Source organism: Thalassospira sp. SM2505, from assembly GCF_054901115.1.
Genome location: NZ_JBUBLU010000002.1, coordinates 1 through 16,563, shown reverse-complemented (window position 1 = coordinate 16,563; position 16,563 = coordinate 1). Strand labels below are relative to the sequence as shown.

Here is a 16,563-nt window from a genome sequence, read left to right as displayed (position 1 = left end):
ACATGCAATAATTAAATTCTGTATTAACGAATAATCCATGCGATGAAATTGGCTTTTTGCATAGTTTGAGAGTTTGATGGAAGAATTTTGCTTCACATGTGTTCTGACTAATCCGCTTGGAAACCAGTTGATCGGTTATGCCGAAAGAGTGTTTACGGCCTTCTCGGCCTTGGCCTTCTGGATCTTCTTTCTCGGTGTGGTTTTGTCGGCACTGTATTACGGGATCAAGCTGATACGCTTCTCCATGCTGGAAAACCCGATGGATGATCCCGCTGCCGTGCTTTGGGAAATCGGCGGGGCGTGTGTTTGGGGCGCAATTGCATTAACGATGATGACCGCTTCGACCGATGACGCCTTTAGCGTTAGCAAGTTGTGGTCCGTGACGCTCGATGTTGCAACAGGTCAGGGTATTGCCATCGTCGAGGATCTTAATCCGGATATCGAGCCGCCAGAATTAGCCACAAACGGGCCCGCAAGACTGATCGGGATGTATGAACAGACAATATTTTACTTCATTGAAGCTGGCTTTAACACGGGGGAAGAAGTTGATGACTCCGGATGGTTTCCCTCTTTTCACAAGTTATCTTCATCCGCAATGTCAATGGCTTATGGCTTGATCATCGCGCTTTTGGCTCTGTTCCTGATTATATATTTCTCGTATATAGTAATTGCTCAAATTCTACTTGGTGGGTTGGTGGTTTCTTTTGGGTCAATTTTGTCCGCCTTGGCCGCATTCAGACTTACGCGAGGAATGTTCTTCGCGGGGTTACGGGTGATGGTTCATGCAGGTTTGGTTATTATGGCCGCATCGGTTGCTGTTGGCTTCATGCAGGACATCATGCAGGTTTTTGTTAATGGCGCAGAGTGCATCCGGACAGCCGGACCCACGGCGACATCGCAATGTGAGGCGCAATTAGGTATGTTAGCTGAGCTGATGGGGGCCGGGTCTGACGATCAACTAATGCGCCTGTTCGGTGCAACAGAGTTTTTTGCAACATCTGTTTTTCTGATCGTTATGGCGGCGTTTATGCTGTATCTCGCGCAATCGTTCGTAAGCATGATTACAGGTGTTCACGGTGTCGCAGGAGCAACAGCAGCTTTTGCGGCTGCGGCGACTTCGATCATTGCAGGTGGAATTGGGCTTGGCCTTAACGATGATGGGAAACCGCAAATTCCTTCCGATAATGCGGGGAATGACAGGGCAGATGGTCCGTTCCCGACTGACTTTGACGGAGATGGAGATATGAAACAGGAAGAGCAAAGCTCCAATTCGACGCAAACAACCGTGAACGATACTTCACAACAGGGGGGAAGTGGCGACGCAGCGCAGGGTGGCGCGATGGCGAGCCCAATTAGTGAAGGACAGAATACTTCTCAGGCGACAGCCGCCCCAAAAACGGCGCAGCCAGGGGCGACAACTCAGCAAGGTCAACAGGGAAATAAAGGATCGAAGTGATGAAACAAATGGCTGGATTGGCAGGATTGGTACTCGCCGTTCACATCTGGATTGGGATGGCTATTTACGCTTTTAATCATCCGTCTGTGCAATCGGTCGGCGCTCTTGTTGCCGTGATTGCGCTGAGATATCGCCGCTGGATCTTCTTCTATATCCGCCGTTGGATTGGGCGGATGTTCCGGTTTCTGTTTCGGCAAGCTACGGGAAGCTGGAAAAAATCGAGAACGGTAGCACAAGGAGGACAATAACAATTTCTTAAAAAAGATCGACAACGAGCAAACACGATCAAACGATAACGACAAAATGAAACACAGCGATGACAAAGCAGACCAGCCAATGGTTCAATTTTAAAATCCATGACTTGGGATTGCGACCAGTTGATATTCACCGCCTATGCGACATTGCGCCTCAAACTGTCTCAAGTATAAAAAATGGCACAGATGGGCGTGGGGCAGATGGCAAACTGGTTGCATTTCTCGAAGCCTATACGTTGCTTTCACCTGGGCAACGTATTGAACTTCACCGGCGATTGGATGTTCAGATATTCGAAAAGCCGGTGGATGTTGAGAAGTTTGATATCGGTGGATCTTCACTATTTCTGGAAAAATATCGAGGCAATACGTTCGTTTTGTATTTCCCTGATAAAACTGACTACAGCTTTTCCTTTGACCGGGAGAAGCGGCGCTTGGTTATCACAATTTCTGATGAACTGATCGATCATAATGATTTGAAACTGGCCTTGTCTACGAACACCATCCACATAGAAAAACCAGCCGCAAGCAACGAGCTGATCTTTACTTTCGGGATCGAGGGGCATGTTGACATCCTCTATGATTCAACAACGCAGAATTTAATTGTTCATAGCGTAGATTAACGCCATAATTGCAACATTACACACAGGAATGTTGCAGGCATGAATGTACCAGACAAGATTTATCTTAGTGACGGTCGGACGATTACTTTCAAAGAACTGAATGCCGATCCTGATCATCGGGATCGGCTTTTTTTGTCTCTTCGACGCATTGCTAAACCGGATTCTCCCCAAGTGTTTTGCGGGTGTATGCCTCGGCGTTTGGCCCCGCCCCTCTCGATTGTATGTCGGGACGGACAATCGCCGTTTTTGCGGCGTTACAGAACACAGGTGCATCCTCACCATGAAGATTGTCGCCACTATCTAAGCGAGCATACTGGCCGGACTGATATGCTCGACCGCATTGAAGAAATTGGCGATATCTTCAAAATCCGGCTCAATACATCCCTGCAACGCAACACTCCATCGACCGGTTCTGCTCTGGAAGATGTTCCCAAACCTAAAAAGAAAAGTAAAAGCAAACCGCCTCTGTCTTGTTACAGCCTGTTTGATTTCCTCTGGGAACAAACACATTTGAACCGTTGGTATCCCAAGATGCAGGGGAGCCGGGCAAATACAACGTTGAGGTTCGTTCAGAATGAAGCTAGTCACATCCAGGCTGGCCGGATCAATCTCGGTGAGGTGTTTCAAGTCGTGATCGATGATCTGCCCGGCAAACACTTTCATGCAGCTAAGAGGCGCTTGCACGATATAGCAAGGAAAGCCGCCGACAATCGCGGAACGATGATGATCCTTGCTGAGTTACATCGGATACCAGAGTTCGATGACGCCCGACCGGCAGACGCACGAATCAGCTTTCCTATTCGGGGCAGTGATTCTTATCGGATCATCCCTACTGGACCGGCCGATTTGGTCCGCGCACTTTGCAAAAGCGTCTCAGCTATCGAAGGAAGACAGTTGGCCCTTTTACAAGGCGAACCTCATTTTCTCAAAGATGGCCGATTTTATTTCAATGTCCTTGATGGCTCAATCAGGTCTGTAAGCTCTGAATTTATCCCCGTGGATAGTGGGTTGGAGCTTATGACCGTGAAAGCTCTTGTTGACCAGCAACGGGCCTTTGAGAAGCCCTTACGCTTCGATCCGGAGAACATGTCGCTTCCGGATTTGGTGCTGCTTGACACACAACCGCATCGCTGGATTATGGAAGTCTTTGGCAGAACAGATGACGATTATCTGGATCGCCAGCGGGAGAAATCCCGAAAGTATGATGCTGCCTACGGGGCCAATGGTTGGTGGGCATGGCGGGCGAATCAAGGCGAGTCCATGCCCACCTTTCCGCCAGAAGCAACAAACAGGTTCAAAGTTTAAAGCTGAAACAAGGTTCTAAACCCCCGGTTTTCGGGGGTTTATCTTTTGTTAATCAAAAACTTGTTGCTTTCGATCAATCTGAAAAGGTAACTTCGGAGCAACACCATTACGCCAGTATTTTTCTCTTTTTGGAATGGCTTATGAACGCTCAAACCGATTATCAGGCGAAAATTACCGTCAACATTCCCCAGGACCTTGACGCATTTTTGACGCAAGAGCGTTCAAAGCGCGATCCGAGGACAAGAAAGAAGATCCGCAACCACCAGATCGTGACGGCGGCACTGGATTTGCTCAAACAGAAGATGGAAGAAGATCCGAAATTTAGCTATCTCGATGAATTAGCCAAACGCTCAGAGTTGCCTTTGGAAAAATAGAAAACCCGGTGCTGGAACACCGGGTTTCAAAATCTTGAATTTGTTCGCCTCTCGGCGCATACAAACAACGTAGCAGTTATTTGTATAGCCGAAAGAGAGGCGTCGTGCAACCTAATTTTGGGGAAAACGATGCGAAATTACAGACTTAATTCGGCGCAAAAATATCTTATTGGCGGTCAATTTTCACATCCGGATCACATGATCCAGCCGTTACGAAAGATCTATAAAAAGATCGGTTGGGGACGGGCCAATGTGAAATTTTTGCAAGACCTTCTTTCCGGTTTTTGTGAAGTTTCATGCTATAAAGCAGGCATCGGATTTGGTGAAAACGAAACACCAAAAGCAATGCTTGTGAACTCTCTTATAGAACTTCAAACAGGTGGATTAACCGGAAGGTCCGTGCAACGCCACCTTGCATTTTTGGAAAAAGAAGGCGTTATAGAGCGTGATATTAACAACGGATATCAACGCTATATTGATCTGACACCGCTTGTTGAAAAAGCGTTGGAATGGAAGAAAATTGCCGATCAAGCTTTCCAGGAAGAACAGCAAAAGCGAGCAATAATACAACGCTATCGGAAGCTCAAACATCGGGCGTCTGTGCTGATACAGAATTCTTCAAGCCGTCGCGACATCGAACCTGAATTGAACAATCTTCGCAGGCTGTCATGTGCGGCTGGCGACAACGACAAAGCAAAAATTGCTTTGGCGGATCATCTGGAAACGGCGATTAAAGTGCTTGTGGATAAGTTGGCCGAATTAGATGATCTTCATTCAGATATTCCGACAAATTTGTCATCCCCCCCTGACGAAATAAACACCAATAACACTACAACTCACCCACTTTCTGGTAAGAAAGTAGATAAGAAAAAAGGTGCCGACGCGCTAATCGATGCTTCGCATCGAGCGTCGGCCGGTCAAAAAAATTCCCAAAAAGAAGAAAGGGGATTTGGCACAGTTCAAGGTGTTAAACCTGAGAAGTCCTGGCCTCTATTGCTCAAGATAGCGCCTGATATGATCAGCTCACTGAAACATTCCCGCGATCCGGTTGAACAGGCACGACATGCGGCAATCAATTTTGTGCCTGTACGCAGTGATATCCTTGAAATGGCAATCATGGTCCATGGAAGTCACACCGTTCTTGCCGCAATAGCTTTAGCCATGGCAAAGCAGGACTTTGTGAACAACCAAGGCGGTGACATTCGGCGTGCCCGAGCCGCTTTTGCCAAAGGAATCTTGTCAAAAAATCCTCCGGCCGACGGATTACCAATGCAGTCAACATGTAATCCTTGGCCGTCGATTTGGGGGCATTTGCGTAATCAGCAGGCGCTTAATGGCTCTTTCGGGACAGCCTGAAATTAGCTGTCAGGATCTTCGCGCCGGATTGTTGGGCATCTGTATGAGGATGTGACATGCTTTCCGGCGAGATTTCCCGTTTTGTTATGCGCTTTACCGAGTTGATCGCATACTTCGCCAGCATTTGAAGACAACGGTAAGTTAGTGCTTTCGTAAGCTACACCGCTGGTCAGGTTGTCAGGGCCAATCGTTGATAGGTAAGTCATCAGTTCAACTGAATCTGCTTCACTGTCGGCTTCGATATTGACCATTTCACATCGATAGGATGCTGTAACGTGTTTCCCTGAGATACGCCCTGCCCTTTCATGCTCTTCTCCAAGTTGCTGACATATTGTTTCAGCATTTTTGGCCGGAGGTATAAATTCGATGTTGTGGGCAACACCACTGTCAAGGCCACCTGGACCAGTTGCGACCAAATAGGTCATCAACACAAACATTTTCATCTTTCATTCCTTCTGTGTTTGTAGAGTGGCCTTCAAGTCAATTATACCTCATTTGTGACGGATATCTATTTTCCCATTACTGAAGCATAGACAACGCTGTCTATGGTCCCTGGGAGCATAGTTAGAACTGACTATGAGATCTGCGAGCATTCTGAGCTGGCCAACATAGACAGAATTGTCTATCGGCTTCTAGCAGGTGGAACTCAACACCACATATCGAACCGGTCGGAGCTGACGGACCACAAGATATTGAGGAATCCGGCATAGTCAGAAACGTCTATGCACCCGGCATCCCAATCTATCAATCCTCAACCTTACGCGGTCTGGCTTTGCTGGGTTTCCCGGCCTTGGCGATCTGGAGTAATTCGGCCTGTAGTTCCTTCATTTCACCGCGGACAAGTGCGATATCATCTTGAAGATTGATATTCATCTTGTCGCGGTCCTCAAGTCTACGTTCCATAACCTGCTTTTCAGCCTCAACCGAAACCAAAGAGGAACGAACCGCCTCCAATTCACCACCCAAGGCCGCGATTTTATCGGCCTGTGATGCCAGTAGATTATCCATGTCACCTAAACGGGCCTGCGAGGCTTCGGCCTTCCCCAATGCCGCGTCACGCTCCTTAACAATGTCAGCAAGTCGCGCTTGTAAATCCTTAAATTCATCCCTCGCAAGTTTGGTGCCCTCTTTCAAACTGGCGATCTCTTGATCCCGATCTGTAAGACGATGCTCCAAAACCTTTTTGTCGGCCTCCAAGGCGGTGATGGCAGCCTGCGCCACATCAAGCTGACGCTTCATATCGTCCACTTGTGCGCCTCGATCATGCAATTGGCTTTCTCGCTCCGACAAAACCCGTTCCAGTTCCGCAACAGCGGCCAACGCTTCGTCACAATCGGCTTTGATCGCAGCATTGGCTTCTTCCAATTCTTGACGCTGCCCTTCCCATGTGGCTGCGGCTAACTTACTGGCGACAGGCCAGACTTGGCCTATGGCCGTTTGCACCGCTTTTTTCAGTTCGGACGGCATGTCCAGCGCAACAGCAACGGCGGCTTTTCGCCCTTCCCGCCATTCCCGCATAACCGGCGAAATATGAGACAGCGAACCGCCGCCCATCTGTTCTCGAACTTGATCATTAGTTGGATTCTCGACGCCTTCGGCCGAAAGCGCATTGGCGGCGGTGATAATCCGGTCACGGATTTCTGGCTTAATGGGCATGTCGTCTCCTTTTAATATGTATTGTATGTACGTATTATACATACAATACATATTAAACACAACGGTAATCTGTTCATGACGTTCACTCTGATTTGATATATGGCATATGATATATGTTTTATCGTATATGGTTTATTTTATTTGACCGGTTGCCCTGAATGTGGGATTGTCGCGTTGTTATACACGCATCTACATTAATCATATGGTGTGTTGTATATGACATATCATATATCGTTTATTGTTGAATGAGGGGCTTATGGAACGAGAAACAAAGGTTATTCTGCTTTCTCAGGCAAAAGGCGGGTCAGGGAAAACGACAACGGCGGTCCTGATCGTTTGGTGGAATGCCCGACGTGGCAAAAAGGTTTTGCTTATTGACGGCGACCCCAATCACGATGCAGAGGATTGGTTTAAGGATGCTGAAAAGCTCGGCCTGGACATCGACTTTACCACATGCGAACGCGACGAAGATATTGCGCCGATGATCAAGGCCGCTCAACCCAACTACGATACGATTGTGGTTGATACACCTGGCTTCAAGTCGCAGATTATGATTTATGCGGCTCCGCGCGCCACAGCGGTATTGCTGCCTGTAATGCCGAGTAGATCCGACCTCAAACATTTCTTTCGGGTCAAATCCAGCTTTGAGGGGTTAGCAGCCTCTATTGATAGAGAAATACCGCTCTATGCAGTGCTAACCAGTGCGAGCAATACGGATATGACTGAAATCATCCGGCAAGCTATAATCGATTCTGGTATTCCCCTAGTTGGAGAACTTGCGCAATCGACTGGTTTCCGTGAATTTGGTAGCAACGCACAGTTGCCAAGCGGAGCCGCCCGCGTAAGCGCCGGTATATTCCTCAACCAACTTGACGAAAAGGGTTTGATCTAATGGCACGGGTAAAATTTGACGCCAAGGAACTGGCTAAAAGTGCGCAAGAAGACCCTGCGATAAAGCAGGAAACATCGGCATTGAAGCGGGCTACAGTTCGCTTTCGTCCCGCTGCTTCTGAAAAGAGCCAAGGTCGTCCATCGCAACAGAAGGCTATTCAGCTTGGTTATTGTGATCAGGAAGTTGCCGATCTTATTGACGCAAAGGTCCGTGAAACAGGGCTGACCAAACGTGCCTTCTTCTTCAAAGCAATCGCAAATTATTGGAATATCGATATTCCGGAGGACTATATGATTGGAGATCGGCGCTCAATGCGCTGATCTCTGATTTCTTGCTGTTTTGATATATCGTATGTCATATATGATATATCATATGTTGTATATGGTGATCTATGAAGCTCAAATACGTCTTGCTTATGTTTATGCTTTTTCCGGCCGTCGCTGACGCCAATCAGTGTTATCGCTGGCCTTTGCGATCAAACAGTTCCGGTCATGCGGCATACGATGGGGATACAATTTATATAACAATGCCCGGTTTGCCCTATGAGATAGCGAACATGTCTGTTCGGGTTCGTGGGATCGATACCGCCGAGATTCGGGCGAAATGTGCCAGAGAGAAGATGCTCGCAATCAAGGCGCGAGATCGGGTCAGGAAAATCTTGTCCCGTGCCTCTGATGTTCAGTTTTGTAATCCAGAATGGGGGCGATATGGAGGGCGTGTTGTGGCAAGCGTAAGCGTCGGCGGGGTTTCACTAAGTGAAATTCTGATTAAAGAAGGGTTGGCGCGGCGATATGATGGACACACGGCGCGTTCGAGTTGGTGTACGAAGGGGGAATGAAAAACATATTTTACCCTATATGATGTATAGTATATCATATATCACATATCGTTTATTGTATGTCGTTAGATGTTCAATGAACCAAAAATTGCGAGGGTGAACGGATAAAGGTTGTATGCGACATAATACTGTATTATGTTCTTAATCGGTCTGCTGATGCAGATCGTTGTGTTAATTGACCTCTACCGGCCGGGTCCGCCGTGTCCCGGCCGTTTTTTTCCGGGCGATCCATGAGCGATATACAGAACAACAGCAACTATCTGCTGTGCAAAGCCAGCCCTCATGGGCAAGTTCTTTACGCCCATACTCTCGGTGGGTGTCTTCATTGGGCACCAAGGGGGAAAAGCCGCAACGGTACGTTGCTGGTTGTTTCTGGGTGGGCTTTGCAAGCAGTGATGATCGATATTGAAATGTCTGAGCCTGGAACACGGATCATCTACGAATTTATGTTGCCGGAGGACGGGAATGAACATAAACAATTCAAACATGTGGCCAGGAAACACTTATCGGACGAAAGAAGGCAACCCTGCTTGGCTTTTGCCAGTTCAGCGGGAAAATTTCGTTCGCCTACTTGATGGTGTTGATCCGCATTTTTCCCTGTTTTGTCGCATGATGTTGTATACCGGCATTCAACTTAAGGAAGCCTTGGCGCTCAAGGCTGATGACGTCCGCAACGGACATGTGTATGTCGCGGATAGATCAATTCCGATTTCAAAACCTCTGGAAGATGAATTTCAAACAATTGCCACCGTAGATGTAGTCTTTGATTATCATCGGTCCACGGTAAACAGGCGGATCAAGCTGCTTATGCTTGACGCGGGCATTCCTGACGAAATTTGTTCTCCCCAAACACTAAGGCGAACATGGCTGATCACAGCCTACAAGGCTGAGGTTAACCCTGTCTTGTTGGCCCGTTGGGCTGGATTGGCATTCGATAGTCTGCGGTCGATCGCTGATGCTGTAGCAGATTTGGAGGGGGCACCAAAGGAAGATGCTGAAATACGCAAATTGTGGGCACATTTCGAGTTGAAATAATGGCTGACATTGAGGAAGTCAAAGCGTCCCTGAATGCGCGTGTACTCGATGTTTGTAAGTCATTGTTCGGCAATGTCGGTTATATCGCCGGACGATATTACAAAATCGGTAGCATCGGCGGTGAAAAAGGTCAGTCAATGTATGTCCACTTATCCGGACCAAAAGCAGGATATTGGCTGGATACATCAACGGGTGAGAGGGGGGATATTATAGACCTGATCCGCTTAAACAAGCGGCTAAACTTTCCGGATGCTGTTACCGAAGGTTTGCGCATTCTTCGAAGACCGATACAGCCCCAGTCCGAAACGCCGAAATATAAAGGCACCACATCGGGCGCAAGCGCACGCGGTTTCTATAAATCTGCACAGCAATTCAATGGATCTCTTGCAGAGAAGTACCTGAAAGCACGACATATCGAATTGCCGTTTTCTTGCGGTATTCGCTTTCATCCAAAAGCCTATAAGCGCATTTCCGATACCGTTACGCATCAATATCCGGCCATGGTTGCGCCAATTACCAATACGGCTGGTGAAATCATCGGTGCAGCGCGATATTTTCTCGAAGACGATGGCCGCGACGTGCGTAGATCGATGGACGAACCCAAAACGATCATGGGTGATTATTTCGGCAACGGCATCAAGATCGGGTCAATCAAGGAGGAATGGGGCATCGGCGAAGGGTTCGAGAACCTTTTGTCTGTACTGATGGCCGTTTCTCATATTCCTCTGCAATCATGCCTGACAGCGGGATCTATGGAGGCCGTGATTGTGCCTGCAACCGTGCGGCGGCTTTATGTGTTCCTGGATAACGATGATCGCGGGCGGTTGGTATGGGAAAATTTGCAGAAGCGCAAGCCAGACGAGTTTCCCAATGCAACATTAGTTCCAGTTTGGCCCGTATTGGATGACTTTAATAACGATCTTAAGGAACTCGGGCTTGACCTTATGCGTGATAACATTTTGCTCCAAGCTCCGGATCTCGAACGTTAGGGATATCCCGAGAGGGATATTGTTTTCAGTACGTGCAAGCAGTTTCCAATGGAGGTTGACTTGAATCCCATATTAGAGGACGGCAAAGCCGCCATAGTGACGCTAAACAGGGAAGCCAAGAAGACGAGGGACAGCTTGGCTGCATTGGATCAGGTTATCAAGGAGCGTCGGTTACCGGATCGCCCCACGGGTGACGATATGAGGAAACTACCCCCCGCAGCACGCGAAGCCATTTTACACGCATATGCGCAGGATAACGAAGATCGGGCAAAACAGTCCGGAATGCGTAAACGGCTGGATTTTATAGAGCGTGAAATCGCTTACTGGCAGAAGCGTATCGCGGCAGCTCAGAAAAATATAAAGCAATTTGTTTAATTTTGTTGTTTTCTTTTGTGTCTCTATTTGTTATATTCTGTTTTACCGGCAGAAAGGAATGCTGATCAATCACAGATCATTAAGAGATCGGGCTTGGTAAATTTGGCGCATGTTAACAATACGATACACAAAACGGGCATTAAAGGGGCTTTCTCGAATACCGGCCAAAGGTCAAAAAGCAATCTATGACAAAATCGGTCTTCTGGCAGAAAACCCGCAACGCAACGATCTTGACATCAAAAAGTTGAAAGGTGGAGCCGGATATTTCCGGTTAAGGGTCGGCACCTATCGCGTCATTTTTTCAGAGGATGGTGTCATTCTTCAAGTTGAGGATATTGGCCCGCGTGGCAGCATCTACAGGAACTAATAACATGACCAAACCGCAGATAATCTATCAGGACGATCAGCCCGCTTTTGTCGTAGTGCCATACGCAGATTGGCTCGCGACCATTAATGAAGATCAGGCCGACGAAATGGCTTTGCAACAGGCGCTTGCAGACGATGATGGTACGCGCTACCCGCAGGAAGTCATTACCCGTCTTATGGCGGGTGAGCAGCCGATTAAAGTCTACCGTGAGTTTCACGGAATGACACAAGAGCAGCTTGCCCAGAAAGCCGGGGTTACAAAGGTCTATATTAGCCAGCTTGAACGTGGACATCGAAATATGTCCAATAAACTCCGAGCTAAAATAGCCTCGATCCTGGATGTTGATCCCGACAACTTGACTGCTTGGGAACAGAGCTGAACAGCATTAAATAGAAACACTGTATTGAGAGAATAGAAATGAACAAAATCGGATATTTGATTGCACCACTTGTCATTGCCTTTGCTATTGGCGGCACTGCACAAGCCGCAGACGCAGTAAAACCGACAAGCACTTGCCTTACAAAAATTCGATCCACTTTCCGGTTAGTCGATTTGTATGTGAAAACTGATCAGGTTGATAACTTCATCATGAACCAAATCGACATTACAACGCGCCAATGTGAAGGCGCGACAGACCCGGAATTTAACCAGTGCCATAATGGATTGTCCGATATGTCCGAACTTGCGAAGGCGGATCGCGGAATTGAGGCGCATGGCCGCGCACAAAGAGCGGCCCCAGATTGCGCGGCCTACATGGCGTTGAACGATCAATAAGAGTGGAGCTTCTTCCTATGAAAACCACCCTCACAGCATCGCTTGTTGTCCTGGGCATGATGGCCGGATCGGCCAGCGCTCAGCAGTACGAGTTTAAAATCCTTAAAACAGAAGGCGTTCCGAGCGAGGACGCCCTGAACGAAGCCGGGGCAGACGGTTGGCAAATCCGGCAGATTGTGACCGCGCCGAGTGACGATAGCCTTACTGAGCGTGAATATCAGGTCTTTATGCAGCGTACTATTCAGACCCGTCGCGTTTGCAACTATTACGCTCCAGATGGGACATTCGAATGCAAAACTGTACCATCAGAAACGCCGGAACTGATTTGGAACTGCCTATATGAAGGTCCGAACGGAGAACAGGGCGTGCAAGGCGGATATCAATTCCGACCCGATGAATCCGATCCCGCGCCGAATGGTTGGAAATTGATAACCTGTAACACTCAATGATTTTGCACCGCACCCAATTTTCAAACCGGGATCGGGATTGCGGGCATTCTGGAATGAATGGTGGAGTCATAATTGCTTATTATGACAAACAGAATCACCCCGATTTAAGATTTCAATCCGGGGCGGGCCACACGGTCAAAATATCAATCGCAATCGCCGTTCCTTATCCTTGGCGATTATTTGCAAATTTTGCAGTGCAACAACTTGTGCTTTACTGTGAACAGGGATTTTGTGCGATGCAGCTTAAAGCCGCATATCGAAAAGAATTGAAGGACATTCCCGCCGAGGATCAACCCGCATTCATCGAGTGGGCGTATCGGGATATGGCGCAGAGCGGGAAGCACTTTTTTTATGCCATCGTTGCCGCGAGTATCGTTTGGTATCTGACAGGGTACACCGCGTCCGACTTTTTCCGGGCTTTCTTCCGAATTGCAGCAACCGGGGGCGCGGGCTTGTATATGTTATGGGCCTATTGTGTCGAACACACACCACGACCAAAAGCCGCGCAGGCCGGAAAGGAGTAGGGCGATGAATGTTAAGACTTTGATTGTTGGCTTGGGCATCACCTTGACAGTGGGGTCGGCCAGCGCCGGAGTAGCCGTTATGGATAGCGGATCGTTGGCCGGTTTGTTTACCGTGATCAACGGAACTGATGGGCAGGTATTGGTCGCGAAAAACAACGTTAGATGCACCCTAGGAAACGGCGCTAACTTTGATAGTCGCGGCGACGTTTCTTTTCCCGCTGGGGCGTGGATAAAGTGTGTTCCTATTGTCGCGCAGACCGATAAAGGAGATTGAGCAATGCACCAGAATGAGATCGAAGGCGCAACATCACGCAAAAACTTCTGGAATACGGCGAGTATCATTATCTCGCTAACGGCTATCGCCATATCGCTTGGCGGGATTCTATACCACACGGGAAACCCATTTGATGATAGACCAGAGCCTAAGTCATCTCATTTGATAATCGATCACGTCGAACTGGCGTCTTCCTTGAAGGAAGCCAGAGAAGCCAATTCCAAATAAGGGACAGGATTTGGAAAACCCATATCTGGGAAATCACTCGACATTTCAAATGGATACTAAGCAAAATGAAAACCACTATCGCTACAATGGCTCTGATATTGATTCTGAATAATCACTCTGCATTGGCCTCAACACAGCAGAATTTTGAAAAATATGTTGGGCAAATGACAGCGGCTGACGACATGAAAATTCTCGAAACCCGCGTGTTTGAGAATAATGGTCCGTGCAAACCTTCAAACGCACCAACAGCAAATTCGGACAAAACTGGATCATATATAGGTTTGTATCCTGGCGGTGATTTCGCGCGAACATGGGAACTCTCTTTTCAGCTTCGCGGTCGGGACACCATTCTAACCTTGGGCAATGACTTCCACCCGCTGATTTATGGTGTAACCCGTGACGGGAAATATCTTGTTACAGTGGTTGAGCAGGCTGAGTTTATCGATGATGACACTCGTAGCTTCAACATAGCATTTCCGATCTGGGCGGCTGTTGTAGAGAACAAATGGGCCTGCTTCTATCTGCCAGGATATCAATACTGAGCAAGTTTATATAGATAATTACATGTTGATTAAATCATCATGTAATTTAAAGTGTTGATTTAATCATCGGAATACAGAATGAAAAAAATCAAACAACCGAAGGATTTTGTCGATCCGGTTTCCGAAGGTGAGCTGGCATACATAGCTACCACGCTGAATCATGGGATAGAAGCCGGGCAACAAAACAATTTGTCGGCTTTGGCGGCGGTTGGGCGTGATACCGTATCTCGATGGTTCGATGACCCTTCGAAGATCCGGCCACACATGGCGCGACTTTTACGCGCACTATATCACTCTTACACCATGGCAGATGACGCGCCGTATCGTACTGCTTTTATGCAGTTTTTGGAAAACACGGCCAAGACAATACCTATCCCGCAGCCCCCGACAACAGAGGGAAACGATGATTAAACGTCTCACGCGATATTCTATGCTGACGATATTCATAGCCATGATTTCCACAACAGCACAGGCGGACGAGGCTTGTGACAGTGATTGTATGGCGGTTCTGCACCGGGTTTCGGCAGCGGCGGAAGATATCGAAAACATAGATACCAGCATCAAGCACAAGAACGCTTTAGATATCACCGTGCAGATTTTTGCGAACGTAAGAGAAGGCAAGCCTATCGGTTTCGTTAAAGAAATTTACGGATGCCTGATCGATGGGGTTCTTATAAAGACTGACAAACAGATCGGTGAGGGCAACAAGAATATGTTAGGGCCTTGCCCGCCCGAATATTCTGTTTTGCCTCAAAGATACATACCGGAACTGGCTGTTGCGTCATCTGCGTTCATATCCAGTTATGATGACAAATGGCACTTGTACGAACCTCAATATACAGCAAACGACTGGCTGATGGAGAGCGTTCAAAGCGGGGCTTCTTCAATGACCACCGAGTTTGCCGGAACCAATCAAAAGGCCAAAACAGATGATCACATTCCGCAGAAAGAATAAGAAACCACCACTTACAAACCCGAGCGTGTTTGGTATCGCCCTCATGTTTTTGGGGGGAATAACCTGGATGGTTTTTGATGGTGTTAATGCCTTTGCTTTCGCGATGTGCGTTCTGGCTGTGATTTTTATAGTGCCTTTCCGCTTGTTGTTCGATTTTTTGAACAAAAACGTCGTGAACAAGAAACTGGTACGCGAAAGTCCAGATGGTAGGCGACAATTTTCACCGGCTGGACGATTTGTCCTGTACTTCTTCTGTTTCTTCTTTTTGGTTACCATTTTGACAACTCTGTATTTGGGCATCAGCAAAACCGTGAATCTGTTATCGAACTAACCACCATACTCAGAATTGACCGTGACGCAGGTTCGATCATGCGCCGCGCGTTGCTGAGAAACCCGCCTAGCAAGGCGGGTTTCTTTATTCTGTTACTGAAGCATAGATAATTTCGTCTATGTCGGATTCTGGTTGACCGATTTCCGGGCCGTCTGAGGCCGCTTGCGCCATAATAGCCGATAACACCGCTTGTCTTTCCCATTGCGGCAGAGAAGCGAAATTTGCCGCCCATCGTTCGGCTTTTCGTTTGATCCTTTGGCGGTCGGTAAAATCCTTGCCTGCCAAGTTGACCCAATGGGCCGCGCCATCGGCAAAACTCAACCATAATTTTTCCGTTCGGACACCGCCACGGGTCATCGCTTGAAACTCGATAGACCGCCAGCCGGTCAACAGATCGTCGTAAAGCGCAGACGGATAACCCGACACCATTACCATGTGCCCGGCTTCCGCCAAATCTTTCAGATTTGACAGAAGCATAATGTGATCCTTTTCGGTGTATTCAAACCGATACCGCTTATTACTGGTGCGGGTGCAATGAAGATAAGGCGGATCAGCATAGATCAGAACCCGGCCCATCGATCTGAGATCAAGGATGTTTAAGAACGCTATGGCATCCATATTGTGAATTTCCACCCCAGCCGGTAATGGATAATCACGGAGCGTTTCCGGATCTATATCGTTTGCGATTGTCCTGGCGCTGGCGATCTTGCGCCGCAAAACTTGTCCTGTACCTACATGCGTTTCAATAAAGGTATCGTGCGGCGGCATCGATGCACTGATAATTTGCCACGCGCCACTTGCGCCCTTTGAGCCTAAATAATTCAACTCAGATCCTTCATAGATATTTCTGACTATGCCTGTCTGAAGCATAGATAATTGTATCTATGTCGGCCAGCGCAAAATGCTCGCAGATCTCATAGTCAGTTCTAACTATGCTCCCAGGGACCATAGACAGCCTTATCTATGCAC

General features: G+C 47.8%; 24 protein-coding genes. 21 read left to right on the top strand and 3 right to left on the bottom strand.

From position 1 onward, the window contains the following. The first annotated feature begins 76 nt into the window (after positions 1 to 76). The 6 genes from ACTU44_RS21820 to ACTU44_RS21795 all read left to right on the top strand — a co-directional run bounded on the left by ACTU44_RS21820 (position 77) and on the right by ACTU44_RS21795 (position 5,365). The gene (locus ACTU44_RS21820; RefSeq protein WP_462097486.1) at positions 77 to 1,456 is read left to right on the top strand and encodes a type IV secretion system protein; all 1,380 of its coding nucleotides are present in this window, start codon (positions 77 to 79) and stop codon (positions 1,454 to 1,456) included. Next, positions 1,456 to 1,704 carry a hypothetical protein gene (locus ACTU44_RS21815; RefSeq protein WP_462097485.1) on the top strand — a complete coding sequence of 83 codons (249 nt, stop codon included), beginning with the start codon at positions 1,456 to 1,458 and terminating at the stop codon, positions 1,702 to 1,704. Before ACTU44_RS21820 ends, ACTU44_RS21815 begins: the two co-directional genes overlap by 1 nt. 68 nt (positions 1,705 to 1,772) lie before the next feature. Beyond that, entirely contained in the window at positions 1,773 to 2,330 is a 558-nt protein-coding gene (locus tag ACTU44_RS21810; RefSeq protein WP_462097484.1) for a hypothetical protein, read from the top strand. Positions 2,331 to 2,369: 39 nt separating this feature from the next. Then, positions 2,370 to 3,635, top strand: coding sequence for a DUF1173 family protein (locus ACTU44_RS21805; RefSeq protein ID WP_462097483.1), 1,266 nt, complete (start codon positions 2,370 to 2,372; stop codon positions 3,633 to 3,635). Then, positions 3,566 to 4,009 carry a hypothetical protein gene (locus ACTU44_RS21800; protein WP_462097493.1) on the top strand — a complete coding sequence of 148 codons (444 nt, stop codon included), beginning with the start codon at positions 3,566 to 3,568 and terminating at the stop codon, positions 4,007 to 4,009. Before ACTU44_RS21805 ends, ACTU44_RS21800 begins: the two co-directional genes overlap by 70 nt. A 129-nt stretch (positions 4,010 to 4,138) precedes the next feature. Next, positions 4,139 to 5,365, top strand: a complete 1,227-nt coding sequence (locus ACTU44_RS21795) for a hypothetical protein (RefSeq protein ID WP_462097482.1) — start codon at positions 4,139 to 4,141, stop codon at positions 5,363 to 5,365. 2 nt (positions 5,366 to 5,367) lie between these two features. On the opposite strand, the gene ACTU44_RS21790 is transcribed toward ACTU44_RS21795, so the two are convergent. Further along, positions 5,368 to 5,808 (bottom strand): hypothetical protein, encoded by a 441-nt coding sequence (locus ACTU44_RS21790; RefSeq protein ID WP_462097481.1) that lies wholly within the window; start codon positions 5,806 to 5,808, stop codon positions 5,368 to 5,370. 301 nt (positions 5,809 to 6,109) lie between these two features. Continuing rightward, a complete protein-coding gene (locus tag ACTU44_RS21785; RefSeq protein WP_462097480.1) occupies positions 6,110 to 7,021 on the bottom strand; it encodes a DNA-binding protein in 912 nt (303 codons plus the stop codon). Between the two features lie 256 nt (positions 7,022 to 7,277). Between ACTU44_RS21785 and ACTU44_RS21780 the strand changes: the two genes are divergently transcribed. The 15 genes from ACTU44_RS21780 to ACTU44_RS21710 all read left to right on the top strand — a co-directional run bounded on the left by ACTU44_RS21780 (position 7,278) and on the right by ACTU44_RS21710 (position 15,263). Further along, entirely contained in the window at positions 7,278 to 7,913 is a 636-nt protein-coding gene (locus ACTU44_RS21780; RefSeq protein ID WP_462097479.1) for a ParA family protein, read from the top strand. Beyond that, positions 7,913 to 8,233, top strand: coding sequence for a hypothetical protein (locus ACTU44_RS21775; protein ID WP_462097478.1), 321 nt, complete (start codon positions 7,913 to 7,915; stop codon positions 8,231 to 8,233). The genes ACTU44_RS21780 and ACTU44_RS21775 overlap by 1 nt, the downstream gene beginning before the upstream one ends. Positions 8,234 to 8,304: 71 nt before the next feature. Beyond that, positions 8,305 to 8,751, top strand: coding sequence for a thermonuclease family protein (locus tag ACTU44_RS21770; protein WP_462097477.1), 447 nt, complete (start codon positions 8,305 to 8,307; stop codon positions 8,749 to 8,751). Between the two features lie 465 nt (positions 8,752 to 9,216). Next, entirely contained in the window at positions 9,217 to 9,786 is a 570-nt protein-coding gene (locus ACTU44_RS21765) for a site-specific integrase (RefSeq protein ID WP_462097476.1), read from the top strand. Continuing rightward, positions 9,786 to 10,775, top strand: coding sequence for a DUF7146 domain-containing protein (locus tag ACTU44_RS21760; protein WP_462097475.1), 990 nt, complete (start codon positions 9,786 to 9,788; stop codon positions 10,773 to 10,775). The genes ACTU44_RS21765 and ACTU44_RS21760 overlap by 1 nt, the downstream gene beginning before the upstream one ends. A 48-nt stretch (positions 10,776 to 10,823) precedes the next feature. Beyond that, positions 10,824 to 11,150 carry a hypothetical protein gene (locus tag ACTU44_RS21755; protein ID WP_462097474.1) on the top strand — a complete coding sequence of 109 codons (327 nt, stop codon included), beginning with the start codon at positions 10,824 to 10,826 and terminating at the stop codon, positions 11,148 to 11,150. 109 nt (positions 11,151 to 11,259) lie between these two features. After that, positions 11,260 to 11,517: a type II toxin-antitoxin system RelE family toxin gene (locus ACTU44_RS21750; protein WP_462097473.1), complete on the top strand. Its 258-nt coding sequence runs from the start codon at positions 11,260 to 11,262 to the stop codon at positions 11,515 to 11,517. A gap of 4 nt (positions 11,518 to 11,521) precedes the next feature. Then, positions 11,522 to 11,896: a helix-turn-helix transcriptional regulator gene (locus tag ACTU44_RS21745; protein WP_462097472.1), complete on the top strand. Its 375-nt coding sequence runs from the start codon at positions 11,522 to 11,524 to the stop codon at positions 11,894 to 11,896. Positions 11,897 to 11,934: 38 nt separating this feature from the next. Further along, entirely contained in the window at positions 11,935 to 12,291 is a 357-nt protein-coding gene (locus ACTU44_RS21740) for a hypothetical protein (RefSeq protein ID WP_462097471.1), read from the top strand. 17 nt (positions 12,292 to 12,308) lie between these two features. Beyond that, complete coding sequence (locus ACTU44_RS21735) at positions 12,309 to 12,740, top strand: hypothetical protein (protein ID WP_462097470.1); 432 nt, start codon at positions 12,309 to 12,311, stop codon at positions 12,738 to 12,740. A gap of 53 nt (positions 12,741 to 12,793) precedes the next feature. Further along, a complete protein-coding gene (locus ACTU44_RS21730) occupies positions 12,794 to 13,264 on the top strand; it encodes a hypothetical protein (RefSeq protein ID WP_462097469.1) in 471 nt (156 codons plus the stop codon). Positions 13,265 to 13,268: 4 nt separating this feature from the next. Continuing rightward, positions 13,269 to 13,538 carry a hypothetical protein gene (locus ACTU44_RS21725; RefSeq protein ID WP_462097468.1) on the top strand — a complete coding sequence of 90 codons (270 nt, stop codon included), beginning with the start codon at positions 13,269 to 13,271 and terminating at the stop codon, positions 13,536 to 13,538. Between the two features lie 293 nt (positions 13,539 to 13,831). Next, positions 13,832 to 14,308: a hypothetical protein gene (locus tag ACTU44_RS21720; protein ID WP_462097467.1), complete on the top strand. Its 477-nt coding sequence runs from the start codon at positions 13,832 to 13,834 to the stop codon at positions 14,306 to 14,308. 78 nt (positions 14,309 to 14,386) lie between these two features. Further along, positions 14,387 to 14,719: a hypothetical protein gene (locus ACTU44_RS21715; protein ID WP_462097466.1), complete on the top strand. Its 333-nt coding sequence runs from the start codon at positions 14,387 to 14,389 to the stop codon at positions 14,717 to 14,719. Continuing rightward, entirely contained in the window at positions 14,712 to 15,263 is a 552-nt protein-coding gene (locus ACTU44_RS21710) for a hypothetical protein (RefSeq protein ID WP_462097465.1), read from the top strand. Before ACTU44_RS21715 ends, ACTU44_RS21710 begins: the two co-directional genes overlap by 8 nt. Positions 15,264 to 15,678: 415 nt before the next feature. Here the strand turns inward: ACTU44_RS21710 and ACTU44_RS21705 are convergent, their stop codons facing one another. Next, positions 15,679 to 16,464, bottom strand: a complete 786-nt coding sequence (locus tag ACTU44_RS21705) for a DNA adenine methylase (RefSeq protein WP_462097464.1) — start codon at positions 16,462 to 16,464, stop codon at positions 15,679 to 15,681. Positions 16,465 to 16,563: the final 99 nt, after the last annotated feature.